Below are 25,123 nucleotides of genomic sequence, written 5' to 3'. Positions count from 1 at the left end.
GTCGGCCCCCAAGCGGCGATCATTCCGGCAGCCCGGCTTCCCGAAGACCTTTGGCAAGACGGGCAATATGCTCTGCCTGCCGAAATGGCGTCAGATCTTCCAGGTTGGAAGCGCGCAAATCGGGATTGATTTCGCGTGCCCGTGCCAAGCCTTTTTTGGCTGCTCCAAGATGTCCGCCGAGCGCATTGCTGGCTGCGAATATGCAGGTTGACAGCAGGAACTCCGGATTGGCGCGCATTGCCTTTTCCGCGCTCGACGAGGCCATGTCGTAGCGCCCCGCCAGGAAATGGGCGAACGCCACGGCTCCATTGATGTTGGAGATGTAAGGATCGAGCGGGCTCAGGCGGATGGCACGCGCCGCGTGATCGAGGGCGAGGTCCGGCTCGCCCTTCCAAACTCTCATCCAGGCACTCAGGGTCCAGGCTTGCGCCAGGTTCGGGTTGATCGCCAGGCCGCGATCCATGAAGGCCACGGCATCGTCGAACTCATGGGCCAGGAAGGCGAGGACATATGCACCCATGCACAGCGCCACCGGGTCATCCGCGCCCAGATGCACCGCTCTCCTGGCCAACCGGATGGCTTCGGCGGTCTCCTGTGCCTGATCGATCATCCAGCGACGCGCCTTGCGCGGGGCGTAGCACCACGCGGCCATGCCATGGGCGCACGCCAGACGGGGGTCGAGTTCGATCGCCTTCTGGAACAGCCGGAGCGCCTCGCTGTTCGCGTCCCTGGTCCAGAAGCGGGTCTTCGCCAAGCCGCGCCAGTAATAGTCGTATGCATCCAGATTCTCGGTTGGCTTGCATCGGGCCCGCCTGATTTCTTCACGCTGCAGCGTGGGGGCGATTGCACCCACGACGCTGGAAGTCAGCTCGTCCTGCAGATCGAAGATATCCTCCAGCGCGCCGTCAAAACGGTCCGCCCAGAGATGGGCTCCGGTTTCGGCATCGATGAGTTGACCCGCGATACGAACGCGAGTCCCGGCCTTGCGGACGCTGCCTTCGAGAACATAACGCACCGCCAGTTCGCGACCGACCTGTTTGATGTCCACGGTTCGGCCCTTGTAGGTGAAACTCGAATTGCGTGCGATCACGAACAGCCAACGAAACCGCGACAGCGCCATCGTGATGTCTTCCACGACGCCGTCGGCGAAATACTCTTGCTCCGGGTCGGCACCCAGGTTCTGGAATGGGAGCACGGCAATCGAGGGCTTGTCGGGGAGCGCGATGGAGGGCTGCCGTGGTTCTGCCGGGGCGTCGGCCATAGCCGCGCCGGACGGCGCGGGCTCTTCCCGGACCGCGCCGACGAACCGGAAACCCTTGCGCGGCAGTGTCTTGATGAGGCGTTGTTCCTCGCCGGAATCGCCGATAGCGCCGCGTGCCGCGTTGAAGCGTGTCGTCAACGCCGCATCCGACACGATGCGCCCATTCCAAATGGCATCGATGATGTCGTCTTTGCTGACGACGCGCTCCCTGTTGCGGATCAGAAAGTCGAGCAGGTCGAATACCTGTGGCGTGACGGACATCATCTCCGTCCCGCGATGCAACTCGCGCCGGTCCGTGTCGAGTGCGTACTCCTCGAAGAGATAGCGCAAGCTGCGAAAACCTTGGCTGTGCCTCCGATCGAGGCGCCGTGGCACCGCTTCCACCGTCAAGAATAAGCTGCCGGTGAGGAAAATGTAAGCGGCCTGTCAAGCGTGACCGCTCAAGCCCCGATACCTGTCTGCACAGGACAATACGCAAGCCGGAGGTGCTGCAATGAGCACGACCTACAGTCCAACGAGTTCGGCTCCGACGACCGCATCGACGCCGCGGATCTCCGGCGTCTTCAGCGGCTTTTGGGAGGCCATTCAGGAATGGCGCAAATGGGAGCGGCTGCGCGCCGATCTCTACAGGCTGAGTGACCGGGAGCTGATCGACATCGGGATCTCGCGTGGCGAGGTCGATTATGTCGCATCGAACCCGGATACCGACCCGCGAGGCGTTCGATCCGCCGGATGACGTCGGCGAGGCCTACGCTCCGCTAAACAGCGCGCGTTCGGTCTCCACGGTCTCGTAGATGTAATCCGCCACCGCGCGGATGCGCGCGAGGTCCTTGCTGTCGGCGTGCATCAAAAGCCAGAAGGTGCGGGAGATCCGCACCTCGTCCGGCAGCACCGGCGTGAGCTCCGGATGCGCTGATGCCATGAAGTGCGGCAGCACGGCGATGCCGAAGCCGGCGATGGTGGCGTTGAGCTGCGCGATCAGATTGGCGCTGCGGAATTTGGCCGAGATCTTCGGCGAGACCTGCGGCAGATAGTCCAGTTCCGGCGTGAACAGTAGTTCCTCGATGTAGCCGACGAAGCGATGCTTCGGCAGGTCGGCGCGCGCTGCAATCTTCGGCGCCTTCGCGAGATAGGCGGGTGCGGCATAAAGCCCGAGCGTGTAGTCGAGCAGCTTGCGGCCGACGATGCGGCCTTCCTTCGGCATGGTCAGGCTGATCGCGATGTCGGCCTCGCGCTTGGAGAGCGAGAACAGCCGCGCCGTAGCCACCAGTTGCAGATCGAGATCGGGATACCGCTCGGTGAACTTGACCAGCCGCGAGGCCAGGAAGTGGCTGCCGAAGCCATCCGGCGCGCCGATCCGCACCGTGCCGGTGAGATGCGCGCGCGAGCCGCCGACCGCCTCCTGGTTGGCGACGATGGTGGATTCCATCGCCTCCGCGCTGTCGGCGACGCGCTGGCCGGCCTCGGTCAGCAGATAGCCGGTCTTGCGCCGATCAAACAGTTTTGCGGAAAGGTGACGCTCCAGCCGGTCGACACGCCGGATCACTGTGGCATGATCGACGCCGAGTTGCTTGGCGGCAGCCGAAACCGATCCGCCGCGCACGATGGCCAGCACGAAGCGGAAGTCGTCCCAGTCGATTGTGCCGCCGCCTTGATCCAGCATTTCCGCACATCTATGGTGCAATTTATCGGACTTGTATCCTGTAAAATGCAGGGTCAATAGAGTTTGTAAAGCGATCCCGCCGCCTGCAGCGGCGATTCAGGTCCCAGAGGGAGGTTATCCATGCGCTCAGTCGGACATTTCGTTGGTGGCAAGGAGGTCAAGGGTACGTCGGGCCGCACGGCTGACGTCTTCGAGCCGATGACCGGCGACGTCCAGGCCAAGGTTGCGCTGGCCTCCAAGGCCGAAGTCCGCGCCGCGGTCGAGAACGCCAGGGCCGCCCAGCCGGAATGGGCCGCCACAAACCCGCAGCGCCGCGCACGCGTCATGATGCGGTTCGTCGAGCTGGTGCAGCGCGATTACGACAAGCTCGCCGAGTTGCTCGCGCGTGAGCACGGCAAGACCGTTCCCGACGCCAAGGGCGACATCCAGCGCGGCCTCGAGGTCGCCGAGTTCGCCTGCGGCATCCCGCATCTGATGAAGGGCGAGTACACCGAAGGCGCCGGCCCCGGCATCGACATCTATTCGATGCGCCAGCCGCTCGGTGTCGTCGCCGGCATCACGCCGTTCAACTTCCCGGCGATGATCCCGATGTGGAAGTTCGCCCCGGCCATCGCCTGCGGCAACGCCTTTATCCTGAAGCCCTCGGAGCGCGATCCCGGCGTGCCGATGAAGCTCGCCGAGCTGATGATCGAAGCGGGCCTGCCGGCCGGCATCCTCAATGTCGTCAACGGCGACAAGGAGGCGGTCGACGCCATCCTCGACGATCCCGACATCAAGGCGGTCGGCTTCGTCGGCTCGACCCCGATCGCGCAGTACATCTATGAGCGTGCCGCGCAGACCGGCAAGCGCTGCCAGTGCTTCGGCGGCGCCAAGAACCACGCCATCGTGATGCCCGACGCCGATATGGACCAGACCGTCGACGCGCTGATCGGCGCCGGCTACGGCTCGGCCGGCGAGCGCTGCATGGCGGTCTCGGTCGCGGTGCCCGTCGGCAAGACCACCGCCGACCGGTTGATGGAAAAGCTGATCCCGCGCGTCGAGTCGCTCAAGATCGGCACCTCGGTCGATCCGTCCGCCGACTACGGCCCGCTGGTAACCCGCGAGGCGGTCGAGAAGGTCAAGAGCTACATCGACATCGGCATCAAGGAAGGTGCGACGCTCGCGGTCGACGGCCGCGGCTTCAAGATGCAGGGCTATGAGAAGGGCTTCTATCTCGGCGGCTCGCTGTTCGACAACGTCACCAAGGACATGCGGATCTACAAGGAAGAGATTTTTGGTCCGGTGCTCTCGGTCGTGCGCGCCCACGATTACAGCGAAGCGCTGGCGCTGCCCTCCGAACATGACTACGGCAACGGTGTTGCGATCTTCACCCGCGACGGCGACGCCGCGCGCGACTTCGCCGCCAAGGTGAATGTCGGCATGGTTGGCATCAACGTGCCGATCCCGGTGCCGATCGCGTACTACACTTTCGGCGGCTGGAAGAAGTCGGGCTTCGGCGATCTCAACCAGCACGGTCCGGATTCGGTCCGTTTCTACACCAAGACCAAGACCGTGACCTCGCGCTGGCCGTCCGGTGTCAAGGAAGGCGCGGAGTTCTCGATCCCGACGATGAAGTGAGTCTGTTCTGAGCGAGGCGATGATGCAGTTCGCTCTGAACGAGGACCAGATCGCCATTCGCGACATGGCGCGGGCGTTTGCGGCTTCGAGGATCGCGCCGCACGCGCTCGAATGGGACGAGAAGAAGCATTTTCCCGTCGACGTGATGCGCGAGGCGGCGAGCCTCGGCATCGGCGGCATCTACATCAAGGACGACGTCGGCGGCTCGGCGATGACGCGCTTCGACGCGGCGCTGATCTTCGAGGCGCTGGCGGGCGGCTGTCCGACCACCTCGGCCTTCATCTCGATCCACAACATGGCGTCCTGGATGATCGATGCCTATGGCAACGACACCCAGCGCCACAAATGGCTGCCGAAGCTCTGCACCATGGAGCTGCTGGCGAGCTACTGCCTGACCGAGCCGGGCGCCGGCTCCGACGCCGCCGCCTTGCGCACGCGCGCGGTGCGCGACGGCGATCACTACGTGCTCAATGGCCAGAAGCAGTTCATCTCCGGCGCCGGCGATACCGATCTTCTGGTGGCGATGGTGCGCACCGGCGGCGATGGTCCGGGCGGCGTCTCGACGCTCGTCATTGACGGCAAGACGCCGGGCGTCTCGTTCGGCGCCAATGAACGCAAGATGGGCTGGAACGCGCAGCCGACCCGCGCGGTGATGTTCGAGAACGCCCGCGTGCCGGTCGAGAACCGGCTTGGCGACGAGGGCATCGGTTTCAAGATCGCGATGGCCGGGCTCGACGGCGGCCGCCTCAACATCGCCGCGTGCTCGCTCGGCGGCGCGCAGGCGGCGCTCGACAGGGCGCTGGCCTACATGAAGGACCGCAAGGCGTTCGGAAAGCGGCTCGACGAGTTTCAGGCGCTGCAGTTCAAGATCGCCGACATGGCGACCGAGCTTGAGGCCGCGCGCACCTTCCTGTGGCGCGCCGCCGCTGCGCTCGACCGCAAGGATCCGGACGCGGGCATGCTGTGCGCCATGGCCAAGCGGTTCGGCACCGATGTCGGCTTCGAGGTCGCCAACCAGGCGCTGCAGTTGCATGGCGGCTACGGCTATCTCAGCGAATACGGCGTCGAGAAGATCGTGCGCGATCTGCGCGTGCACCAGATCCTCGAAGGCACCAATGAAATCATGCGGCTGATCGTGTCGCGCAAGTTGATCGAGGGCGCGCGATGAATGATGCGACAGCGGCCGAGGGCGACCTGATCGCACGCAAGGAGGGGTCGGCGGGCATCATCCGCCTCAACCGGCCGAAGGCGATCAATGCGGTGACGCTGGAGATGTTCCACGACATCGACCGCGCGCTCGATGCGTTCGAGGCCGATCCCGAGGTTGCCGTGATCGTGCTGGAGGGCGCCGGCGAGCGCGGCCTGTGCGCCGGCGGCGACATCCGCGCGCTCTGGGAAAGCTCGAAGGTCAAAGGCGATCTCGGCAAGATCCTGTGGCGCGACGAATACATCCTCAACGCGCGGATCAAGAAGTTTCCAAAACCCTATGTCGCCTTCATGGACGGCATCGTCATGGGCGGTGGCGTCGGGCTGTCGGCGCATGCGCGTCATCGCGTGGTGACGGACAAGACCAAGCTTGCGATGCCGGAAGTCGGCCTCGGCTTCTTCCCCGATGTCGGCGGCACCTATCTGCTGTCGCGCTCGCCGGGTGAGATCGGGACCTATTTCGGGCTCACCGGCACCACGATGAACGGCCCCGATGCGGTTTACGCGAAATTCGCCGATGCCGTGGTGCCGAGTGCGAAGCTCCCCGCCTTGCGCGAGGCGCTGACCAAGGTTGCTCCAGGTACGAGTTCGGCCGAGATCGACAGGTTGATCGCCGAGTTTGCCACCGGCGAGACGGCCGGCCCCGTCGCCGCGAAGCAGGCGGCGATCGACGGCTGGTTCACGCATGACCGGATGCAGGACATCGTTGCCGCCTTGACGGCTGACGGGTCGGAGCTCGCGCAGGCGGCGCTGAAGACGCTCAGTGAGAAGTCGCCGCGCGGCATGGTAGTGACGCTGAAGCTGCTGAGGCTGGCGCGGGCGAGCGGGACGCTGGAACAATGCCTGGTGCGCGAATATCGCGCCGCGCTGGAGGTGTTCGCCAGCGACGATTTCCGCGAGGGCGTGCGCGCCGCCGTGATCGACAAGGACCGCAATCCGAAGTGGTCGCCGCCGCGGATCGAGGATGTGACCGCGGCGATGGTCGCGCCTTACTTCGCCGAGATCGGCGCCGATGAGTTGAAGTTTCCGAACAGCAAATAGAAACGTCGCAAGGGGAGAAGCGTCATGGCATCAGTCGCATTCATCGGGCTCGGCAATATGGGCGGGCCGATGGCGGCCAATCTGGTCAAGGCCGGCCACAAGGTGACCGCGTTCGATCTGGTCGCGGCGTCCCGCGATCAGGCCAAGAGCGACGGCGCCGCGATCGCCGAGAGCGGCGCCAGTGCTGTGAAGGGCGCCGACGTCGTCATCACCATGCTGCCGGCCGGCAAGCATGTGCTCGGCGTCTGGAACGAGATCCTCCCGCACATGGCCAAGGGCACGCTGATCATCGACTGCTCGACCATCGACGTCGAGAGCGCCAAGCAGGCGCATGCGCTGGCGGCGAAGCACGGCATGGCCTCGGTCGATGCGCCGGTCTCCGGCGGCACCGGCGGCGCCAAGGGCGCGACGCTGACCTTCATGTGCGGCGGCGAGGACAAGGCGTTCGCTGCGGCCCAGCCGGTGCTGGCGAACATGGGCAAGAAGATCGTGCATTGCGGCGCCGGCGGCGCGGGGCAGGCGGCCAAGATCTGCAACAACATGATTCTTGGCATCTCGATGATTGCGGTCGGCGAGGCTTTCGTGCTCGCCGAGAAGCTCGGCCTGTCGCACCAGGCGCTGTTCGACGTCGCCTCGACCTCGTCGGGGCAGTGCTGGTCGCTCACGACCTATTGCCCGGTTCCCGGCCCGGTGCCGACATCGCCGGCCAACAACGACTACAAGCCGGGATTCGCCTCCAATTTGATGGTGAAGGACCTGACACTGGCGCAGGATGCCGCCAACGCGGCCGGCGCCGTGACGCCGCTCGGCAAGCATGCGCAGGAGCTCTATAAGACCTTCGACGCGTCGGGACACGGCGGGGTCGACTTTTCCGGAATTATCCAGCACGTTCGGGGACTCGCTGGAAAATAGCGAGGCTCCCCCGTAGCCCGGATGGAGCGCAGCGAAATCCGGGACAATTCTGCCAGCTTGCGCGACCGGATCCGGATTGCGCTGCGCTCCATCCGGGCTACGTTGAACCTACATTCGACGGGCTCGGAAGAAGATGACCACATTCCAGGACGCACGCGCCTTTCTGCTCAAGCACCGCACCGACTACGACACCGCGGTGAGGGATTTTCGCTGGCCGGATCCGGTGCCGTTCAACTGGGCGCTGGACTGGTTTGACGAACTGGCGAAAGCATCCGACAGCCGTGACCGCGCGGCGCTGTGGATCGTCGATGCTCCCAGCGGCAACGAGACCAAGCTCTCCTTCGCCGATCTCTCGCGCCGCTCCAACCAGGTTGCGAACTTCCTGCGCGCGCAGGGACTAAAGCGCGGCGATCATCTGCTGCTGTTGCTCGGCAATGTCGTGCCGCTATGGGAGACCATGCTGGCGGCGATGAAGCTCGGCGTCGTCGTGATTCCGGCGACCACGCTGCTGACGCCGGATGAATTGCGCGACCGGCTTGATCGCGGACGGGCGCGGGCGGTGATTGCCACGCAGGATCAGGTCACGAAGTTCGCGGGCCTCGGCAGCGAGAAGCTGGTGCGTATCGTGGTCGGCGCGACGCAGGCGCATGACGGCTGGCTGCCGTTCGAGGAGGCCGCGAAGGCGCCCGAGGCGTTCACGCCCGATGGCCCGACCAACGCCGACGATCCGATGCTGCTCTATTTCACCTCGGGCACCACGGCAAAGCCGAAGCTGGTGCGGCACAGCCAGCGCAGCTATCCGGTCGGCCATCTCTCGACCATGTACTGGATCGGGCTCAAGCCCGGCGACGTCCATCTCAACATCTCCTCGCCCGGCTGGGCCAAGCATGCCTGGAGCTGCTTCTTCGCACCCTGGAATGCCGGTGCCACCGTGTTCGTGGTGAACCAGCCGCGATTCGACGCCAAGGGACTGCTGGCAACCATCGGGCGCTGCGGCGTGACCACGCTGTGCGCGCCACCGACGGTGTGGCGGCTGTTCATCCAGGAGCAGCTTGCGAGCTTCAAGGTGTCCTTGCGCGAAGTCTGCGGCGCCGGCGAGCCGCTCAATCCCGAAGTGATCGACCAGGTGCAGGCCGCCTGGGGCCTGACCATCCGCGACGGCTACGGCCAGACCGAGACCACGGCGCTGGCCGGCAATTCGCCGGGGCAGAAGGTGAAGGTCGGCTCGATGGGGCGGCCGCTGCCGGGCTATCGCGTGCAGGTCACCGACAATGACGGCCATGCCGCCACGGAAGGCGAGGTGACGCTGCTGCTCGGCGCTGACAGGCCCGCCGGCCTGATGCAGGGCTATCAGGGCGATGACGGCAAGCTCGGCGGCGCCGATGGCGCGATCTATCGCAGCGGCGACGTCGTGTTCACCGACGAGAAGGGCTATCTCACCTTCGTCGGCCGCACCGACGACGTGTTCAAATCCTCCGACTACCGCATCTCGCCATTCGAGCTGGAGAGCGTGCTGCTCGAGCACGACGCGGTCGCCGAAGCCGCTGTCGTGCCCAGCCCGGATCCGATCCGGCTCGCGATCCCGAAGGCCTACGTGCTGCTGGTTGCCGGCGTCGAGCGCACGCCCGAGACGGCGCTGTCGATCTTCAAGCACCTGCACACCCGCCTCGCGCCGTTCAAGCGCATTCGCAAGCTCGAACTGGTCACCGAACTGCCGAAGACGATCTCGGGAAAAATCCGCCGCGTGCAGTTGCGCCGGCTCGAACATGACGATAATCGCGGTGATGCGTTGCGCGGAGCCGAGTTCCGCGAGGAAGAATTTCCCGAACTGCAGAAAGTGCGGACTTCGGGATCGGAGAGCTAGCCAACATGAACGAAGTCTGGAAGAAGCCGCCGGTGTCGCTTGCGACCTACCAGGGCATGGTCGGCAAGGAGATCGGCGTGTCCTCATGGCACCTGCTGGATCAGGGCCGCATCGACACCTATGCCGATGTGATCGAGGATCACCAGTTCATCCACGTCGATCCAGAACGCGCGAAGAAGGAGACCGCCTTCGGCACCACCATCGCGCACGGTTTTCTCACGATGTCGCTGATGTCGATCATGTCCTACGAGGTGATGCCGGTGCTCGAGGGCACCGCGATGGGCGTCAATTACGGCTTCGACAAGCTGCGTTTCCTCTCGCCGGTCCGCGCCGGAAAACGCGTCCGCGGCCGTTTCGTGCTGGCGGAAGCCACGCTGCGGAAACCGAAGGAACTGCTCTCGCGCACCAATGTCACGGTCGAGATCGAGGGCGAGGAAAAGCCTGCGCTGGTCGCCGACTGGCTCGGCCTGATCTACTTCAACTAGGGATTAAGAGAACGGCTGCGCACACCCTGTCTCGCTTGCGGGGCAGGGGCCCTCGCTGATCGGATGGTGCGGTGCATCGTCCGACTGGTCCACATGGCGCATTGACGGCGGCGATTTCCGGTGTCCATCATCCTCCCTTCAGGCGGTGCGGGTTCCGGGGAGTGGCAGCCATGGTGCAGAACATCGTCGCCGGACTTGTTGTGGTCGCATTGATCGTGATCGGCTTGATCAGCTACGCCCAGGAGCATCACGAGTGCTGGAACGGGCACCTGCTCAAGAGCCTGAAGCCGTGCGGGTCGATGGCTCCGTCGGTATAGCGGCTCCACGTGACCGTTCCGGCCGGGCTTGACCCGGCCATCCATCGCTGCTCAAAAGTCTCCAACCTTTTCATGCCGCTTGGGCGGTGCACCCTCTCCCCCTGTGGGAGAGGATGGCGCAATCGAGTGGAGCGAGATGAAGCCGGGTGAGGGGTGTCTCTCCGCGAGCTCATCCGTGGAGAGAACCCCTCATCCGGCGCCGTAGCCGACGCTACACGTCGGCGTGTTTTAACGGACGGCGGCTGTAGGCCGCCTACGCCACCTTCTCCCACAAGGGGAGAAGGGAAGAACAGCAGGACTTGCATATGGCAATCAGGTTTGACGGACGCGTCGCTATCGTCACCGGCGCGGGCAATGGTCTTGGGCGCGCGCATGCGCTGGGGCTCGCCAGCCGCGGCGCCAAGGTCGTGGTCAACGATTTCGGCGGCGCGCGCGACGGCACCGGCGGCTCGCTGTCTCCGGCCGAGACCGTGGTCGAGGAGATCCGCAAGGCGGGCGGCACGGCGATGGCCGATGGCGCCGATGTCTCGAACTTCGAGCAGGTCACCGCGATGGTCGAGCGCGCCACCAAGGAGTGGGGCAGCGTCGATCTGCTCTGCGCCAATGCCGGCATTCTGCGCGACAAATCGTTCGCCAAGCTCGAAGTCGCCGACTGGGAGAAGGTGCTCGGCGTGCATCTCACCGGCACCTTCTACTGCTGCAAGGCGGTGTGGGCCGGGATGCGCGAGCGCAACTACGGCCGCATCGTGCTGACGACCTCCTCGTCCGGTCTGTTCGGCAATTTCGGCCAGGCCAATTACGGTGCCGCGAAGGCCGGCATGGTCGGCCTGATGAACGTGCTGGCGGAAGAGGGCCGCAAGAACAACATCAAGGTCAACACGGTCTCGCCGACGGCGGCGACCCGCATGACCGAGGAACTGCTGCCGCCGCAGGCGCTGCAACTGATGAAGCCGGAGGCGATCACGCCGGCGGTCGAATTCCTGCTCAGCGAGGATGCGCCGACCCGCACCATCATGGGTGCCGGCGCCGGCTCGTTCGCCGTCATCAAGGTGCTGGAGACCGAAGGCGTCAACCTGCCGCAATCCGAATGGACCCCGGACGCGATCGCCGCAAATTTTGCCGAGATCGGCAACATGTCGACCGCCAAGGCACTGCAGGGCGCGTTCGAGCAGACCCAGAAATACGTCGCGCAGGCCGCGGCGCGCGCCGGGATCAAATTGTAGCCCCCGTCATTTCGGGGCGCGCGAAGCGCGAACCCGGAATCTCGAGATTCCGGGTCTGGCACCATCCCGGAATGACGTTCATGCAAATGGACGCTTCATGTCCTCATTCCCCGCCAAACCCACCGCGATCATCGGAGCCGGCCCCGCCGGCCTGATGGCGGCGGAGACGCTCGCGCAAGGCGGCGCACAGGTCACCGTCTACGACGCGATGCCGTCCGCCGGGCGCAAATTCCTGATGGCCGGCCGCGGTGGGCTCAATCTCACCCACTCCGAACCGCTGCCGGAATTCCTCGCGCGCTATCGCGAGGCGATGCCGCATCTGGAGGCGGCGGTCGAGGCGTTTCCGCCGGCGGCGCTGCGCGACTGGAGCGCGGCGCTGGGGCAGCCGACCTTCGTCGGCAGCAGCGGCCGGGTGTTTCCGGAAGCATTCAAGGCATCGCCTTTGCTGCGCGCATGGCTGCGGCGGCTCGACGCGGCGGGCGTGCGGTTCGCATTCCGCCATCGCTGGATCGGCTGGGACGAAGCCGGCGCGCTGTTGTTCGCAACATCAGATGGTCCGCGCGTGGTCAATGCCGGCGCCTCGGTGCTCGCGCTCGGCGGCGCAAGCTGGCCGCGGCTCGGCTCCGACGGCGCGTGGACGGTGACACTCGCGGCAAAAGGCATCGCCATCGCACCGATGCGCCCGGCCAACTCCGGCTTCGTGGTTGCCTGGTCGGATGTGTTTCGTGATCGTTTCGAGGGCCAGCCGCTTAAGGGCGTCGCGCTGACGATCGGCTCGCACACGGTGCGCGGCGAGGCGATCGTCACCCGCACCGGCATTGAAGGCGGCGCGATCTATGCGTTGTCCGCGGAGCTGCGCGAGGCGGTGCTGGCCAATGGCGAGGCAACGCTCGGCGTGGCGCTGCGGCCTGATCTGGCAAAGCAGGACCTGGCCAGCCGCCTGTCGGCGCCGAAGGGCAAGCAGTCCCTCTCGAACTTCCTGCGCAAGGCGGCACAGCTGTCGCCGGTCGGCATCGGCCTGTTGCAGGAGGTCGCGGCGGCGTCGGGCCGGCCGTTGGCCTCACTGACGCCGGCCGATCTCGCCGACCTGATCAACGCGGTGCCGATCCGGATCACCGGCGTCGCTCCGATCGCGCGCGCGATCTCGAGCGCCGGCGGCATCAGCTTCGACGAGCTCGACGCGCAGTTCATGCTGCGCAAGCTGCCCGGCACCTTTGCCGCCGGCGAAATGCTCGACTGGGAGGCGCCGACCGGCGGCTATCTGCTGCAGGCGTCGTTCGCAACCGGCGCCGCTGCCGGGAAGGGCGCGCTGAGGTGGCTTGCTCAGCTCGCTTCGTAGGATGGGTAGAGCGAAGCGAAACCCATCAGCTTTCCATCCGCGCGGTGGGATGATGGGTATCGCTGCGCTCCACCCATCCTACGGGACAGCGCCTACCGCAGCTTCCCTCTCGCTGCGACAGGCAGCGTGCCGATGATCTCGTCGCCGCGCACCATCACGACCTCGTCCATCATGTTGACGACGACGCAGACATGGTTGGGCACGATGCGCACGACGTCGCCGACGCCGGGCCGCGTGTTGCTACGGGAGAGATCGAGGAATCCGTGCTCCTCGGCGAAGCGCGCGATTTTGGCTTCGGGATGTTCAAGGATCAGGCCGTGGCCTTCGAGGCCGCCGGTATCCGACGTCAGCGTCTTCGAGCCGGCATCGAGGATGCCGCGCTCCGGGCCGGCACGGCTGACGACGGTGGAGTAGATGTGCAGCGCGCAGTCGTCCCAGGTAGCGACGCCGGCGGCGACCTGCATGCGGTCGTTGTAGATGTAGGTGCCGAAGCGGTGCTCGGTGCCGCCCTTCAGCTTGCCGATGTTCTTCAGGTTTGGTGTGCCGCCGGTCGAGACGATTGTGGCATCGAGGCCGTGCGCGCGCACGCCAGCCAGCGCCTCGTCGTAGAATTTCTGCGCGTCGGCCCAGCCGGTCTCGGTCGGATAGAGCATGAAGCCGGCGAAGCTCAGGCCTTTTGACGCAGCGATCTCGCGTGCCAGCGCAATCGCCTCGGCCGGCGTCTCGACGCCGGCGCGCTTGCGCCCGGTGTCGCATTCGACCACCACCGAGAGCGGGCGGCCCGAGGCGGCGGCTGCCTTCGGCAGGTCACCGACCACCACCGAATTGTCGGCCGCAACGGTGACGTTGGTCTTGCCCTGCAGCGCCCCTAACCGCGCCATCTTCTCGTCGCCGAGCAGATTGTAGGAGATGAGAATGTTGTCGATGCCGGCATCCGCCATGATCTCGGCCTCGCCGAGCTTCTGGCAGGTGATGCCCTTCGCGCCGGCCTTGACCTGTAGCTGCGCCAGGGTCGGGTTCTTGTGGGTCTTGATATGAGGACGGTTGGCGACCCCGGCGGCATCGCAGGCGGCCTGGATGCGCGCGATGTTGCGCTCGACCCGGTCCATATCGATCACGGCGCAGGGCGTGCCGTATTCCTTGGCGATCTTGGCGGCGAGGGGCGTGGTCATCGGGGCGTCTCCGGTTCGGCCTTGTAGGATGGGTGGAGCGAAGCGATACCTATCAAAGTCTTTCGTCGTGTGATGATGGGTATCGCTACGCTCCACCCATCCTACCCATCACGCCTGTTCGATCTCTTCGCGCAACACTTCGAGCTCGAGCCAGCGATCCTCCGCGGCATTCAACTCTTCCTGCGCCTTGGCGATCGCGGCGGACGCCGCATCGAATTTCTTGCGATCCTTGCTGTAAAGGTTCGGATCGTCGAGCAGCTTCTGTTGCTTCGCGATCTCGGCCTGCAGCTTCTCCATCGTCTTCGGCAGCGTCTCCAGCGCGTGCTTCTCGTTGAAGCTCAGCCGGCGTCTGGTTGCGGCTTCGGGCGCCGCGGCTTTCGCTTCCTTCTTCTCCTCGACCGGGCCTTGCGCCTTCACCGTCTCGCGCTTCACATCAGTGCCGCGCTGCGCCAGCATGTCGGAGTAGCCGCCGGCATATTCGATCCAGCGGCCCTGGCCTTCCGGCACCACCACGGAGGTCACGACGCGGTCGAGGAAGTCGCGGTCGTGGCTGATCAGGATCACCGTGCCCTCGTAGTCGCCGAGCATTTCTTCCAGCACGTCGAGGGTTTCCAGATCGAGGTCGTTGGTCGGTTCGTCCAGGATCAAGAGGTTCGACGGTTTTGCCAGCGCGCGCGCCAGCATCAACCGGCCGCGCTCGCCGCCGGAGAGGGCTTCGAGCGGCGTGCCGCGCTGCTCCTGCGCGAACAGAAAGTCCTTCATGTAGCCGATCACGTGCTTCGGCTTGTCGCCGACCATCACATGGTCGCCGCGGCCGCCGGTCAGGGCTTCCGCCAGCGTCAGCTTGGGGTCGAGGCTTTCGCGATGCTGGTCCAGCGTCGCCATCTCGATATTGGCCCCGAGCCGTACCATACCGGAATCCGGCGGATCGTTGCCGATCAGGAGATGCACCAGCGTGGTCTTGCCGGCGCCGTTGGGGCCGACGATGCCGATGCGGTCGCCGCGCTGAATGCGGGTGGAGAAGCCGTCGACGATGGTACGTTCGCCATAGGCCTTCACGATGTTCTTGGCCTCGATGACAAGGCGGCCGGATTTGTCGGCCTCGGTGGCGGCGAGCGTGGCATTGCCGGTGGCGCCGCGATAGTTGCGGCGCTGGTCGCGCAGCGCAAACAGATTGCCGAGCCGTTTGACGTTGCGCTTGCGGCGGCCGGAGACGCCGTGGCGCAGCCAGTGCTCTTCGTTGACGATCTTGCGGTCGAGCTTGTGCTGCTCGCGCTCTTCCTCTTCCAGCACCTCGTCGCGCCACGCTTCGAACGCGCCGAAGCCGCGGTCGATCTGCCGGATCTGGCCGCGATCGAGCCATGCCGTGCTGCGCGACAGATTGGTGAGGAAGCGGCGGTCGTGGCTGATCAGCACCAGCGCGCAGCGCCGGCTCTCCAGTTCGCCTTCCAGCCATTCGATGGTCGGCAAATCGAGATGGTTGGTCGGTTCGTCCAGCAAGAGGATGTCGGGCGAGGGCGCCAGCACCCGCGCCAACGCCGCGCGGCGCGCCTCGCCGCCGGAGACATGCGCCGGGTCTTCCTCGCCGGTGAGGCCGAGTTGCTCGAGCAGGTAGCGCGCCTGGTAATGGTCGTCACCGGGGCCGAGGCCGGCTTCGACATAGGACAGCGTCGTCTTGTGGTCGCCGAAATCCGGCTCCTGCGGCAGATAGCGGATGGTGGCGCCGGGCTGCACGAAACGGCTGCCCGCGTCGGGCTCGACCAGGCCGGCCGCGATGCGCAGCAAGGTCGACTTGCCGGAGCCGTTGCGGCCGATCAGGCAGACGCGCTCACCGGCGGAGACCGACAGCTCGACGCCCGACAGCAGCGGCGTGCCGCCGAAGGTCAGGCTGATGTCCTTGAGCTGGATGAGAGGCGGCGGAGCCATCTTGTTATCCTTGGCTCGCGATCTGCTCGGCGCGACGGCGCTGGATGCGGCGGATGGTCTGGTCGAGCGCCGACAGGAACGTCGAGCGGTCGCGCGGCGAGAATGATTTCGGCCCGCCGGTGATCTCACCCGACGACCTGAGATCGGTCATCAGGTTGCGCACCGCTAGCGTCATGCCGATCGATTGTTCGGTGAACGGCTTGCCGTTTGGCGCGATCACGTCGGCGCCGGCTTTGACGCAGCGGCTGGCCAGCGGAATGTCTGCGGTGATCACGACGTCGCCCTCATGCGCGCGTTCTGCGATCCAGTCGTCGGCGGCATCCATCCCGGACCCGGCGGCGACGCGCTCGATCAGCGGATCCTGCGGCACGCGGATGAAATTGCCCGCGACCACGCTGACGGGCACGCCGAGCCGGATCGCGACGCGATAGATCTCGTCCTTCACCGGGCAGGCGTCGGCATCGACATAGATGCGGGTGGGGGCAGTGGTTTCAGTCATCGATCTGGTGGTTGGCAAGCGCGCCCCGTGTACTCCATCGCGCGGAAAATTGCGAGCAAAACGAGAGGCTTGCCACGCTGCTCGGTTCGACTACGATTACGTTGGAAAAACCGCCAAAATAAGGGGGAAACCCGATGGATTCGAAGACCGCTTCGCAGACCTACCGCGTCTCGGCGTACAACACCTCAAAGCTGTCTGAGAACAAGATCCACGACGACACGGTGGCGCGGAAGTTCGGCTTTTCCGGTGGCCTCGTGCCCGGCGTCGACGTGATGGCCTACATGATGCATCTGCCGGTCGAAAAATGGGGCCGCGATTTCCTCGAACGCGGGCTGATCGAGGCGCGGTTCGTGAAGCCGGTCTATGACGGCGAGACCGCGGAGCTGACCGGCCGCGAGACCGGCAACGGGCTGACGATCGAGCTGCACAGCCGCGGCGAGCTCTGCGCCACCGGTACCGCGTCGCTGCCGGCATCAGTGCCGGATTTCGCGATCGCCGACTACCAGCAGGTCGCCGCCGTCGCCGAGCGCAGGCCGGTCGGTCCGTCGTCCTACGAACAGGGCAAATGGCTCGGCACCATCCCGCGCGACTGGTCGGGCGACGCCGCCAAGGAATATCTCACTGATATCAGGGAGACCGATCCGATCTATCTGCGCGAAGGCCTCGGCCATCCCGGCCTGCTGCCGCGAGTGATGAACAAGGTACTGGTCGACAATGCCATCCTCGGGCCGTGGATCCATGTCGGCACAAGGATGCAGCTGCTCTCTGCGGGCAAGATCGGCGACGAACTGACCGCGCGTGCCAAGGTGACCGGCAATTACGACAAGAAAGGCCACCGCTTCGTCGAGCTCGACGCACTGGTTGTCGCCAACGGCACCACGCCGCTGGCGCATTGCTGGCACATCGCCATCTATCAGCCCCGCGAACAGGCGGCGGCGTAGATGTCGGTCATCATCGACTATTATCTGTCGCTCAATTCACCCTGGACCTATCTGGGCAGCGCGCCGTTCGCCGATATCGCGCGCCGCTATGGCGCCACCGTCAACGTCAAGCCCAGCAAGTTCGGTCCGATCTTCGAGCAGACCGGCGGCCTGCCGCTGCCGAAACGCTCGCCGCAGCGGCAGGCCTACCGACTGGTGGATCTGCGGCGCTGGCGCGAGGTGAGGGGCGTTCCGCTCAACGTCGAGCCCAAACACTTTCCAAGCGATGATCTTGCCGCCGTGCGTCTCGTCATTGCCGCCCGCCTGCAGGGCAAGGATGCGCACCGTCTGTCGCTGGAGCTGGGCCGTGCGATCTGGGAGCGCGAGGAGTCGTTCGCCGACGCCGACGTCATGGCGGCAGCCGCGCAACGCGCCGGATTGGATGCGGCGGCGCTGCGCGCAGGCGGCCCGTCGGACGCCGAGCTCGACCAGCTTTACGAGCAGTACACGCAGGACGCGCTGAAAGCCGGCGTGTTCGGTGCACCGAGCTACGTGTTGCCGTCGGGCGAGATTTTCTGGGGGCAGGATCGGCTGGAGCTGCTGGAGCGCGCGCTGAAGAAGCTGGCGTGAACGGCTGCTACCGCATACGCGATGTCGTCCCCCGGCTTGACCGGGGGACCCAGTACGCCGCGGCTTCTCGGTCGATAACGACCGTCTCTGGAATACTGGATCGCCCGGTCGAGCCGGGCGATGACATCTACGTTGTGGTTGAGAGCGGCGCGGTCGCTACGCCGCCGTCTTCTTCGCTTCCTGGATCGCGCGCCAGACGCGTTCGGGCGTGATCGGCATATTGATGTGCTTGATGCCGTAGTCCGACAGCGCATCGACCACCGCATTCACGATGCAGACCAGGCTGCCGGCGCAGCCGGCTTCGCCGCAGCCTTTTGTCCCGAGCGGGTTCGACTTCGCCGGCGAGGGGTGATCGCCGACCTGCATCGAGGGGACGTCGCCGGCGCGCGGCAGCGCGTAGTCCATGAACGAACCGGTGATCGGCTGCCCTGAACCGTCGTAGCTCACTTCCTCCATCAGCGCCTGGCCGATGCCCTGCGCGACGCCGCCATGCAGCTGGCCGGCGACGATCATCGGATTGACGACGACGCCGAAATCATTGACCGCCGCGTAGCGCACGATCTTCGTGACGCCGGTGTCGGGATCGATTTCGACCTCGGCGACGTGGCAGCCGTTCGGGAAGGTCGACGCGGTCTCCTTGGTGGCGTGATCGACGTCGAGCGTCTCGGGCGTACCCTCGGGCAGCTTGCCGGCGCGCATCCGATCGGCGAGCTCCATGATGCCGATCGAGCGGTCGGTGCCGGCGATGGTGAAGCGGCCGCCTCCGAACTCGATGTCGGCCTCGGACGCCTCCAGCAGATGCGCCGCGGCCTTCTTGCCCTTCTCGACGACCAGTGCCGAAGCCTCGACGATCGCCTGGCCGGTCGCGGTGATCGAGCGCGAGCCGCCGGTGCCGTTGCCGAAGCGGACGAGGTCGCTGTCATTCTGCTCCAGCGTGATCTTCTCGAAGGGGACGCCGAGCTGGTCGGACAGCACCTGCGCGAACGGCGTGGCGTGGCCCTGGCCGTAGTCGAGCGTGCCGGTGGTGAGCTTCACCGAACCATCCGGCTCAAAGGTGATCTTGCCGAGCTCGCCGCTCGGCGGCGCGGTGACCTCGAGATAGGAACCGACGGCGATGCCGCGCAGCTTGCCGTTCTTCTTGCTCTCCTTCTTGCGGCGGGCAAAATTCTCGTAGTCGGAGATCTCGAGCGCCTTCTGGAACACGCCGGCGAAATCGCCGCTGTCATAGGTGACGCCGCTCGCCGCCGGGAAGGGCAGCTGCGACGGCTTGATGAAGTTGCGCTTGCGCAAGGTGAGGCGGCTGATGCCCATTTCGTCGGCGGCGGTGTCGATGAGCCGCTCCATGTAGTAGTTCGCCTCGGGCCGGCCGGCGCCGCGATAGGCGCCCATCAGCGTAGTGTTGGTGACGACGGTCTTGATGTCGACGCCGAGCAGCGGCGTGCGGTAGACGCTGGCGAGGTTCTTGCCGGTATTGAGCGACAGCGGGCCCGGCGCGACGCCGGTGATGTAGGCGCCGAGATTGCCGTAGCCCGACAGCCGGACCGCCAGAAACTTGCCGTCGGCATCGAGCGCCAACTCGGCATGGATCAGCTGGGCGCGGCCGTGGCTGTCGGAGAGGAAGCTGGTCGAGCGCTCGTCCAGCCATTTCACCGGACGGCCCAGCGCCTTCGCCGCATGGGCGATGCAGGTGTATTCGGGATAGTTGAGGTTCTTCATCCCGAACGAGCCGCCGACATTGGCGGTGAGGATGCGCACCTTCTCCGGCGCAACGTCGAGGATGCGCGCCAGGATCGCCTTGTTGCCGGAGACGCCCTGGGTCGGCACCTGCAGCGTGATGCGCTCGGTCTTCTTGTCGTAAGCCGCAAGCGCGACGCGCGGCTCCATCGAGACCACGGCGACGCGGGTGTTGACGATGTCGAGCTTCGTCACATGCGCGGCGGCGGCGAACGCCGCCTCGATCTTCTCCGCGTCGCCATAGTGATAGTCGAGCGCGACGTTGTTCGGGATGTTGTCATAAAGCTGCGGCGCGCCGGGCTTCGCCGCTTCCGCAGCGTCGGTCACCGCCGGCAGCGGCTCGATAGCGACCTCGACCGCCTCGGCCGCATCGCGCGCCTGCGCCGCGGTCTCGGCGACCACGAAGGCGATGGGATCCCCGACAAAGCGCACCTTGTCGGTCGGCAACACCGGCCGGTCGGTCTGCAGCAGCGGCGAGCCGTCGCGGCTCTTCAGCGGCATGCCGCAGGTCAGCGGCTTGTAGCCGGCGGCCACGAGGTCCTGGCCGGTCCACACCCCGAGCACGCCGGGCATCGCCTTGGCGGCCGCGGTGTCGATCCCCTTGATGATGCCGTGGGCATGGGAGGAACGGACCATCCAGCAATAGGCCTGGCCGGGCAGCGAGAAATCATCGGTGTATTTGCCCTTGCCGCGCACCAGGGTGTCGTCCTCCTTGCGGCGGACCGGCTGTCCGACACCGTATTTTTGCAGTGCGATAGAATTTTCGAGCGAGCGGGGCGAGGTATGTTCTTGCATCGGAAATGACCTGAAATGCCCGGATTTGCACGGGTTTGGCTGGCGATTGACGAGATAACGCGCGCCGCCCTTAACGACAACGCCCGATTAGGCATGGACCCAATGTGAACAGAGTTTGCGCAGGCTGTTGGCGCTGCTAAAGTTTCCGTGAACGACAATTCCTTCGGCGGGCTGGCCTCGGCCGCGCGGAAAGACAGTTTGATGAATGACGATGTGCGGCTTTGTGACGGTCCTCCGGCCGCCGAAGCCCCGTCAGGGTTGGTTGCGGCAGGCGCGGAGAGCGGCGTCTACGCCGCGCTCGACCTTGGCACCAATAATTGCCGGCTCCTGATCGCCTGTCCCACGGGCGACGGGTTCCGCGTGGTCGATTCCTTCTCGCGAATCATCCGGCTCGGCGAGGGCATTGCCGCGACCGGTTCCATCAGCGAGGCCGCGATCGAGCGCGCCATCGCTGCGCTCTCGATTTGCAGCGACAAGATCCGCTATCGCAAGGCGAAGCGGCTTCGGCTGATCGCCACCGAGGCCTGCCGCGCCGCCGGCAACGCCCAGAGTTTCCGCGAACGCGTCGCCGCCGAGACCGGCATCAAGCTCGAGGTGATCGACCGCGAGACCGAGGCGACGCTCGCGGTGATCGGCTGTTCGCCGCTGCTCGATCCAAAGGGGCGGGGCGCCATCCTGTTCGACATCGGCGGCGGCTCGACCGAGCTGGTGCGGATCGAGCGCGACCCCGGCGCGCCGGACGCGCCGCCGCGAATCAAGGCGTGGATGTCGATCCCGCTCGGCGTCGTGACGCTGGCCGAGCATTTCGGCGGCCGCAACGTCACGCCGGAACTCTATGCACGGATGATCGAGGAGGTCGCCCAGCACGTCGCGCCGTTCGCGGCCGAGCACGGCCAGGACTTGCGCGACATGCACATGCTCGGCACGTCAGGCACCGTGACCACGCTTGCCGGCGTCTACCTCAATCTGCCGCGCTACGATCGCCGCCGCATCGACGGCATCTGGATGAATGATATGGACGTCACTGCGACGATCCAGAAGCTGCTTTGCATGAGCTATGAGCAGCGTGTCCACAACAACTGCATCAGCGTCGAGCGCGCCGATCTGGTGCTCGCCGGCTGCGCCATCCTCGACGCGATCCGCAATGCCTTCCCGCTGCCGCGACTGCGCGTCGCCGACCGCGGCCTGCGTGAGGGCATGCTGGTCGAGATGATGCGCGAGGACGGCGCGCTGCGGGCGTGCTAGATGCTTTTTCGCCTCTCCCCGCCTGCGGGGAGAGGCCGGATCGCATGAAATGCGATCCGGGTGAGGGGGTCTCTCCACATGCTCATCTCTCACCGTCACTGCGGAAGCAGCCCCTCACCCCAACCCTCTCCCCGCAAGAGCGGGGCGTGGGAGAAGAGAAGAACATGGCGAAAGATACCACCGGGCGGCTGCACGTCACGGTCAAGAGCGGCGGCAAGCGCAAGCTGTCGTCAAAACTCTGGCTGGAGCGCCAGCTCAACGATCCCTACGTCGCCAAGGCCAAGGCGATGGGCTATCGCTCGCGCGCCGCCTTCAAGCTGCTCGAGATCGACGACAAGTACCACATGCTCAAGCCGGGCATGACGGTGGTCGACCTCGGCGCCGCGCCGGGCGGCTGGAGCCAGATCGCCGCCAAGCGCACCGGCGCCGCCGACGGCAAAGGCAAGGTGGTCGCGATCGACCTGCTTGAAATGGGTGAGATCCCCGGCGTCACCTTCGCGCAGCTCGACTTCCTCGACCACGACGCGCCCGAGAAGCTGATCGCGATGATGGGCGGCCGCGCCGACATCGTGATGTCCGACATGGCCGCCAACACCACCGGCCATCGCAAGACCGACCAGCTCCGCATCATCGGCCTGGTCGAGACCGCCGCGCATTTCGCCTGCGAGGTCCTCAATCCCGGCGGCGCTTTCCTGGCCAAGGTGTTCCAGAGCGGCGCCGACGCCGAGTTGCTGGCGCAGCTCAAGCGCGACTTCGCCACGGTGCGCCACGTCAAGCCGGCCGCCAGCCGGCAGGATTCCTCCGAGCGTTACGTGCTGGCTACGGGGTTCAGGGGACAGCCCCAATCGTCATTGCGATGAGCGTAGTGACGGAGCAATCCTCGGCGCCGCATATGCGGACGGATGGACTGTTTCTTCCGCAAGTCCTACCCCGCCGTCCGCGAGACTGCTGGATGCGATCCGGCGCGCTGCGGCAGGAGCAGCACGCAGGCGATGATGAAGACGGCCAGGGCTGCGGAGGCGATCGGGCGGCTCAGCGCGAGGCCGCCATCGCTGATCGGCTTGTCGAGAAAGTCGCCGACTGTCGCGCCGAGTGGCCGCGACAGGATGAAGGCCGCCCAAAACAGCATCACGCGCGAGGCCGAGGTCCAGTAATAGGCGGCCGCGATCGCGGCCAGCACCCCGCCGAACACCAGCGCGCCGCCCTCGTAGCCGAGCCCCGTGGAGTCGGCAGCCCAGTCGCCGAGAGCGGTGCCGAGCGTCTGCGATAGCGTGATCGCGGTCCAGTAGAACGTCTCGACCCTTGGCGTGCTCACGGTGTTGACCGAGATCGAGCCGAGCGACCAGTACCAGAGGCCGAGCGTCAGCAGCAGCAGGCAAAGCAGCAGCGTCGCGCCGCCGGTGTAGCCAATGCCGAGCGATCGATCTGCAAAGTCGGCCATGGTCGTGCCGAACGTCGTCGATGCAACGATGGTTGCCCAGTACAGGACCGGATGAAAGGCTTTGGCGGCGATCTGCGCCACGACGAGCGCAGCGAGAACCAGCAGGAACAGCACTGTTCCGGCCAGATAGCCCCAGTTCAATGTCATGGTGATGGTGTCGCCGCCGGTTTCGCCCAGCGTTGTCGCGGCGATCTTGATGATCCAGAAGACGAGCGTGACTTCGGGAACCTTGCTCTTTGTGTATTCGATCGAATTCATGATGCGCCTCCTGCAAGGGCGAGGCGGCTTTATCGTGCAAAGCGGGCGGGGGTTCGGCAGCCCGTTCAACAAAGCTTGAGCGTGTGCCGAGCGCCTCGTGTACGATTGAGGCTGACGTAGGGTTAAGCTCACCCGAGCCGCTGATCCCTTGCGTTCTGCGTATCTTCGGTCGCGGTCTTGACGGCTTCGGTGGCGGCGCGTTTCTCGGCGCCCTTGCGGCTGGCGATGTCGAGCGCCTTGCGGCCGGCGATTTCGTTGCCGGCATCGCCGGGCATCTGCCAGAAGAACCAGGCCGAGGCGGCCGAGATCAGCGACACCACGATGAACGCCGGCGCGAACACGTCGGCGGTGAGCTCGGTCTGGTGATGCAGCGCCAGCGTGCTTTCGACGGAGAAGGCGCCGACCGCGACGCCCGCGGACACCGCGAGCTGCTGGTTGACGCTGACCAGCGTGGTGGCCCGGCTCATCTGCGGCGCGTCGACCTCGGCATAGGCCACGGTGTTGATCGCGGTGAATTGCAGCGAGCGGAAGAAGCCGCCGACCACCAGGATGGTGAAGATCAGCATCAGCGGCGTCGAGATCGTGAACAGGGCGCAGGCGGCGAGGAAGGCCGAACTGACCACCGCGTTGACGGTCATCATGTTGCGGAAGCCGAAGGCGCGGATGATGCGCGCCGCCAACGTCTTCATGCCCATGGCGCCGACCGCGGAGGCAAAGGTGACGAGACCGGACTGGAACGGCGAGAGGCCGAAGCCGACCTGCATCAGCAGCGGCAGCAGGAACGGCAGCGCGCCGATGCCGAGCCGGAACAGGAAGCCGCCGATGATCGATGCGCGCATGGTCGGCAGCCGCAGCAGCGCGAAGTCGAGCACTGGCGAACCGGTGCGCCGGGCGTGCAGGACGTACAGCGTCATCGAGACCGAGCCGACCCCGACCAGCGCGGCGACGATGGTCCAGGGCAGCAGGTTCAGCCCGGCGACCGAGAGGCCGAAGGCGATGCCGGCAAGCCCGATGCCGGCCAGCACGAGGCCGGTGAGATCGAAGCGCTCGGGCTCCGTGCTCTTGATCGGGTCGATGTATTTCAGCGCCAGGAAAATGCCGAGCAGCCCGATCGGGATGTTGATCAGGAAGATCCAGTGCCAGGAGAAATAGGTGGTGATGAAGCCGCCGAGCGGTGGTCCGATCACCGGGCCTATCAGCGCGGGCACCGTCACCCAGGCCATCGCATTGACCAGCGCGCTTTTGTCGACCGAGCGCAGCAGCACCAGCCGCCCGACCGGCGTCATCATCGCCCCGCCGAGGCCCTGAAGGATGCGGGCGAACACGAAATCGGTCACCGAGGAGGACAGCGCGCAGCCGATCGAGCCCAGCATGAACACGCCGACCGCGCCGGCGAACACGATCCGCGCGCCGAATCGATCCGCTGTCCAGCCGCTCGCCGGAATGAACACCGCAAGCGACAGCAGATAGGAGGTGATTGCCAGCTTCAGCGTCAGCGGGCTGGTGCCGATATCGGCGGCGATGGCCGGCAGCGAGGTCGCGATGACGGTGGAATCCATATTCTCCATGAATAGC

General features: G+C 65.7%; 22 protein-coding genes. 14 read left to right on the top strand and 8 right to left on the bottom strand.

Translation table 11 applies throughout. The features are described 5' to 3' along the window. Nucleotides 1-19: 19 nt before the first annotated feature. Complete coding sequence (locus JQ633_RS30350; protein WP_211989095.1) at nt 20-1,591, bottom strand: winged helix-turn-helix domain-containing tetratricopeptide repeat protein; 1,572 nt, start codon at nt 1,589-1,591, stop codon at nt 20-22. Between the two features lie 163 nt (nt 1,592-1,754). Here JQ633_RS30350 and JQ633_RS30345 point away from each other — a divergent pair, with 163 nt between their 5' ends. Next, on the top strand, nt 1,755-1,997 hold the full coding sequence (locus JQ633_RS30345; protein ID WP_211989094.1) for a DUF1127 domain-containing protein: 243 nt from the start codon (nt 1,755-1,757) through the stop codon (nt 1,995-1,997). A 12-nt stretch (nt 1,998-2,009) separates the two neighbouring features. Here the strand turns inward: JQ633_RS30345 and JQ633_RS30340 are convergent, their stop codons facing one another. Continuing rightward, nucleotides 2,010-2,924: a LysR family transcriptional regulator gene (locus tag JQ633_RS30340; protein WP_211989092.1), complete on the bottom strand. Its 915-nt coding sequence runs from the start codon at nt 2,922-2,924 to the stop codon at nt 2,010-2,012. Nucleotides 2,925-3,044: 120 nt separating this feature from the next. On the opposite strand from JQ633_RS30340, the gene JQ633_RS30335 reads away from it, so the two are divergent. The 9 genes from JQ633_RS30335 to JQ633_RS30295 all read left to right on the top strand — a co-directional run bounded on the left by JQ633_RS30335 (nt 3,045) and on the right by JQ633_RS30295 (nt 12,928). Further along, entirely contained in the window at nt 3,045-4,541 is a 1,497-nt protein-coding gene (locus JQ633_RS30335) for a CoA-acylating methylmalonate-semialdehyde dehydrogenase (protein ID WP_211989090.1), read from the top strand. Nucleotides 4,542-4,563: 22 nt separating this feature from the next. Continuing rightward, nucleotides 4,564-5,709: an isobutyryl-CoA dehydrogenase gene (locus JQ633_RS30330; RefSeq protein WP_211989417.1), complete on the top strand. Its 1,146-nt coding sequence runs from the start codon at nt 4,564-4,566 to the stop codon at nt 5,707-5,709. Then, a complete protein-coding gene (locus JQ633_RS30325; RefSeq protein ID WP_211989088.1) occupies nt 5,706-6,788 on the top strand; it encodes an enoyl-CoA hydratase/isomerase family protein in 1,083 nt (360 codons plus the stop codon). Before JQ633_RS30330 ends, JQ633_RS30325 begins: the two co-directional genes overlap by 4 nt. A 24-nt stretch (nt 6,789-6,812) precedes the next feature. Then, nucleotides 6,813-7,700 carry a 3-hydroxyisobutyrate dehydrogenase gene (gene mmsB / locus JQ633_RS30320; RefSeq protein ID WP_211989087.1) on the top strand — a complete coding sequence of 296 codons (888 nt, stop codon included), beginning with the start codon at nt 6,813-6,815 and terminating at the stop codon, nt 7,698-7,700. Nucleotides 7,701-7,833: 133 nt separating this feature from the next. Further along, nucleotides 7,834-9,564, top strand: a complete 1,731-nt coding sequence (locus JQ633_RS30315) for an AMP-binding protein (RefSeq protein ID WP_211989081.1) — start codon at nt 7,834-7,836, stop codon at nt 9,562-9,564. Between the two features lie 5 nt (nt 9,565-9,569). Then, nucleotides 9,570-10,049, top strand: a complete 480-nt coding sequence (locus JQ633_RS30310) for a MaoC family dehydratase (RefSeq protein WP_211989080.1) — start codon at nt 9,570-9,572, stop codon at nt 10,047-10,049. Nucleotides 10,050-10,219: 170 nt separating this feature from the next. Further along, on the top strand, nt 10,220-10,366 hold the full coding sequence (locus tag JQ633_RS30305) for a hypothetical protein (RefSeq protein WP_211989079.1): 147 nt from the start codon (nt 10,220-10,222) through the stop codon (nt 10,364-10,366). A 305-nt stretch (nt 10,367-10,671) separates the two neighbouring features. Beyond that, the gene (locus tag JQ633_RS30300; protein WP_211989075.1) at nt 10,672-11,589 is read left to right on the top strand and encodes an SDR family NAD(P)-dependent oxidoreductase; all 918 of its coding nucleotides are present in this window, start codon (nt 10,672-10,674) and stop codon (nt 11,587-11,589) included. Nucleotides 11,590-11,686: 97 nt separating this feature from the next. Continuing rightward, the gene (locus JQ633_RS30295) at nt 11,687-12,928 is read left to right on the top strand and encodes an NAD(P)/FAD-dependent oxidoreductase (RefSeq protein WP_211989073.1); all 1,242 of its coding nucleotides are present in this window, start codon (nt 11,687-11,689) and stop codon (nt 12,926-12,928) included. Between the two features lie 92 nt (nt 12,929-13,020). Here JQ633_RS30295 and JQ633_RS30290 read toward each other — a convergent pair whose 3' ends face one another. The 3 genes from JQ633_RS30290 to JQ633_RS30280 form a co-directional block, all read right to left on the bottom strand. Further along, the gene (locus JQ633_RS30290; RefSeq protein WP_211989071.1) at nt 13,021-14,100 is read right to left on the bottom strand and encodes a D-TA family PLP-dependent enzyme; all 1,080 of its coding nucleotides are present in this window, start codon (nt 14,098-14,100) and stop codon (nt 13,021-13,023) included. Between the two features lie 108 nt (nt 14,101-14,208). Next, nucleotides 14,209-16,026 carry an ABC-F family ATP-binding cassette domain-containing protein gene (locus tag JQ633_RS30285; RefSeq protein WP_211989069.1) on the bottom strand — a complete coding sequence of 606 codons (1,818 nt, stop codon included), beginning with the start codon at nt 16,024-16,026 and terminating at the stop codon, nt 14,209-14,211. Nucleotides 16,027-16,030: 4 nt separating this feature from the next. Then, on the bottom strand, nt 16,031-16,525 hold the full coding sequence (locus JQ633_RS30280) for a YaiI/YqxD family protein (RefSeq protein WP_211989067.1): 495 nt from the start codon (nt 16,523-16,525) through the stop codon (nt 16,031-16,033). A gap of 134 nt (nt 16,526-16,659) precedes the next feature. Between JQ633_RS30280 and JQ633_RS30275 the strand changes: the two genes are divergently transcribed. After that, on the top strand, nt 16,660-17,466 hold the full coding sequence (locus JQ633_RS30275; protein ID WP_211989065.1) for a hypothetical protein: 807 nt from the start codon (nt 16,660-16,662) through the stop codon (nt 17,464-17,466). Continuing rightward, a complete protein-coding gene (locus tag JQ633_RS30270; protein WP_211989063.1) occupies nt 17,467-18,075 on the top strand; it encodes a 2-hydroxychromene-2-carboxylate isomerase in 609 nt (202 codons plus the stop codon). It abuts the gene before it with no gap. A gap of 156 nt (nt 18,076-18,231) precedes the next feature. Here the strand turns inward: JQ633_RS30270 and JQ633_RS30265 are convergent, their stop codons facing one another. Beyond that, the gene (locus JQ633_RS30265; RefSeq protein ID WP_211989061.1) at nt 18,232-20,604 is read right to left on the bottom strand and encodes a xanthine dehydrogenase family protein molybdopterin-binding subunit; all 2,373 of its coding nucleotides are present in this window, start codon (nt 20,602-20,604) and stop codon (nt 18,232-18,234) included. Nucleotides 20,605-20,805: 201 nt separating this feature from the next. Here JQ633_RS30265 and JQ633_RS30260 point away from each other — a divergent pair, with 201 nt between their 5' ends. Next, nucleotides 20,806-21,849 carry a Ppx/GppA phosphatase family protein gene (locus JQ633_RS30260; RefSeq protein ID WP_249159771.1) on the top strand — a complete coding sequence of 348 codons (1,044 nt, stop codon included), beginning with the start codon at nt 20,806-20,808 and terminating at the stop codon, nt 21,847-21,849. Nucleotides 21,850-22,013: 164 nt separating this feature from the next. Continuing rightward, on the top strand, nt 22,014-22,709 hold the full coding sequence (locus JQ633_RS30255) for an RlmE family RNA methyltransferase (protein ID WP_211989052.1): 696 nt from the start codon (nt 22,014-22,016) through the stop codon (nt 22,707-22,709). Between the two features lie 65 nt (nt 22,710-22,774). Here the strand turns inward: JQ633_RS30255 and JQ633_RS30250 are convergent, their stop codons facing one another. Together JQ633_RS30250 and JQ633_RS30245 are read right to left on the bottom strand one after the other, a co-directional pair. Further along, a complete protein-coding gene (locus JQ633_RS30250) occupies nt 22,775-23,548 on the bottom strand; it encodes a COG4705 family protein (protein WP_211989050.1) in 774 nt (257 codons plus the stop codon). A gap of 128 nt (nt 23,549-23,676) precedes the next feature. Continuing rightward, a complete protein-coding gene (locus tag JQ633_RS30245; protein ID WP_433995710.1) occupies nt 23,677-25,116 on the bottom strand; it encodes an MFS transporter in 1,440 nt (479 codons plus the stop codon). Nucleotides 25,117-25,123 lie beyond the last annotated feature (7 nt).

Source organism: Bradyrhizobium tropiciagri (genome assembly GCF_018130505.1).
Classification (GTDB): Bacteria; Pseudomonadota; Alphaproteobacteria; order Rhizobiales; family Xanthobacteraceae; genus Bradyrhizobium; species Bradyrhizobium tropiciagri_B.
Note: the sequence above shows the minus strand (reverse complement) of the source record. Positions and strands in the feature narration are given on the sequence as shown.

Coding starts and splice junctions, on each gene's coding strand:
- JQ633_RS30245 (WP_433995710.1), bottom strand. CDS start 25,116: ATGGAGAATATGGATTCCACCGTCATCGCGACCTCGCTGCCGGCCATC.
- JQ633_RS30255 (WP_211989052.1), top strand. CDS start 22,014: ATGGCGAAAGATACCACCGGGCGGCTGCACGTCACGGTCAAGAGCGGC.
- JQ633_RS30345 (WP_211989094.1), top strand. CDS start 1,755: ATGAGCACGACCTACAGTCCAACGAGTTCGGCTCCGACGACCGCATCG.
- JQ633_RS30290 (WP_211989071.1), bottom strand. CDS start 14,100: ATGACCACGCCCCTCGCCGCCAAGATCGCCAAGGAATACGGCACGCCC.
- JQ633_RS30270 (WP_211989063.1), top strand. CDS start 17,467: ATGTCGGTCATCATCGACTATTATCTGTCGCTCAATTCACCCTGGACC.
- JQ633_RS30325 (WP_211989088.1), top strand. CDS start 5,706: ATGAATGATGCGACAGCGGCCGAGGGCGACCTGATCGCACGCAAGGAG.
- JQ633_RS30340 (WP_211989092.1), bottom strand. CDS start 2,924: ATGCTGGATCAAGGCGGCGGCACAATCGACTGGGACGACTTCCGCTTC.
- JQ633_RS30275 (WP_211989065.1), top strand. CDS start 16,660: ATGGATTCGAAGACCGCTTCGCAGACCTACCGCGTCTCGGCGTACAAC.
- JQ633_RS30295 (WP_211989073.1), top strand. CDS start 11,687: ATGTCCTCATTCCCCGCCAAACCCACCGCGATCATCGGAGCCGGCCCC.
- mmsB (WP_211989087.1), top strand. CDS start 6,813: ATGGCATCAGTCGCATTCATCGGGCTCGGCAATATGGGCGGGCCGATG.
- JQ633_RS30310 (WP_211989080.1), top strand. CDS start 9,570: ATGAACGAAGTCTGGAAGAAGCCGCCGGTGTCGCTTGCGACCTACCAG.
- JQ633_RS30280 (WP_211989067.1), bottom strand. CDS start 16,525: ATGACTGAAACCACTGCCCCCACCCGCATCTATGTCGATGCCGACGCC.
- JQ633_RS30330 (WP_211989417.1), top strand. CDS start 4,564: ATGCAGTTCGCTCTGAACGAGGACCAGATCGCCATTCGCGACATGGCG.
- JQ633_RS30315 (WP_211989081.1), top strand. CDS start 7,834: ATGACCACATTCCAGGACGCACGCGCCTTTCTGCTCAAGCACCGCACC.
- JQ633_RS30250 (WP_211989050.1), bottom strand. CDS start 23,548: ATGAATTCGATCGAATACACAAAGAGCAAGGTTCCCGAAGTCACGCTC.
- JQ633_RS30305 (WP_211989079.1), top strand. CDS start 10,220: ATGGTGCAGAACATCGTCGCCGGACTTGTTGTGGTCGCATTGATCGTG.
- JQ633_RS30260 (WP_249159771.1), top strand. CDS start 20,806: ATGAATGACGATGTGCGGCTTTGTGACGGTCCTCCGGCCGCCGAAGCC.
- JQ633_RS30300 (WP_211989075.1), top strand. CDS start 10,672: ATGGCAATCAGGTTTGACGGACGCGTCGCTATCGTCACCGGCGCGGGC.
- JQ633_RS30285 (WP_211989069.1), bottom strand. CDS start 16,026: ATGGCTCCGCCGCCTCTCATCCAGCTCAAGGACATCAGCCTGACCTTC.
- JQ633_RS30265 (WP_211989061.1), bottom strand. CDS start 20,604: ATGCAAGAACATACCTCGCCCCGCTCGCTCGAAAATTCTATCGCACTG.
- JQ633_RS30335 (WP_211989090.1), top strand. CDS start 3,045: ATGCGCTCAGTCGGACATTTCGTTGGTGGCAAGGAGGTCAAGGGTACG.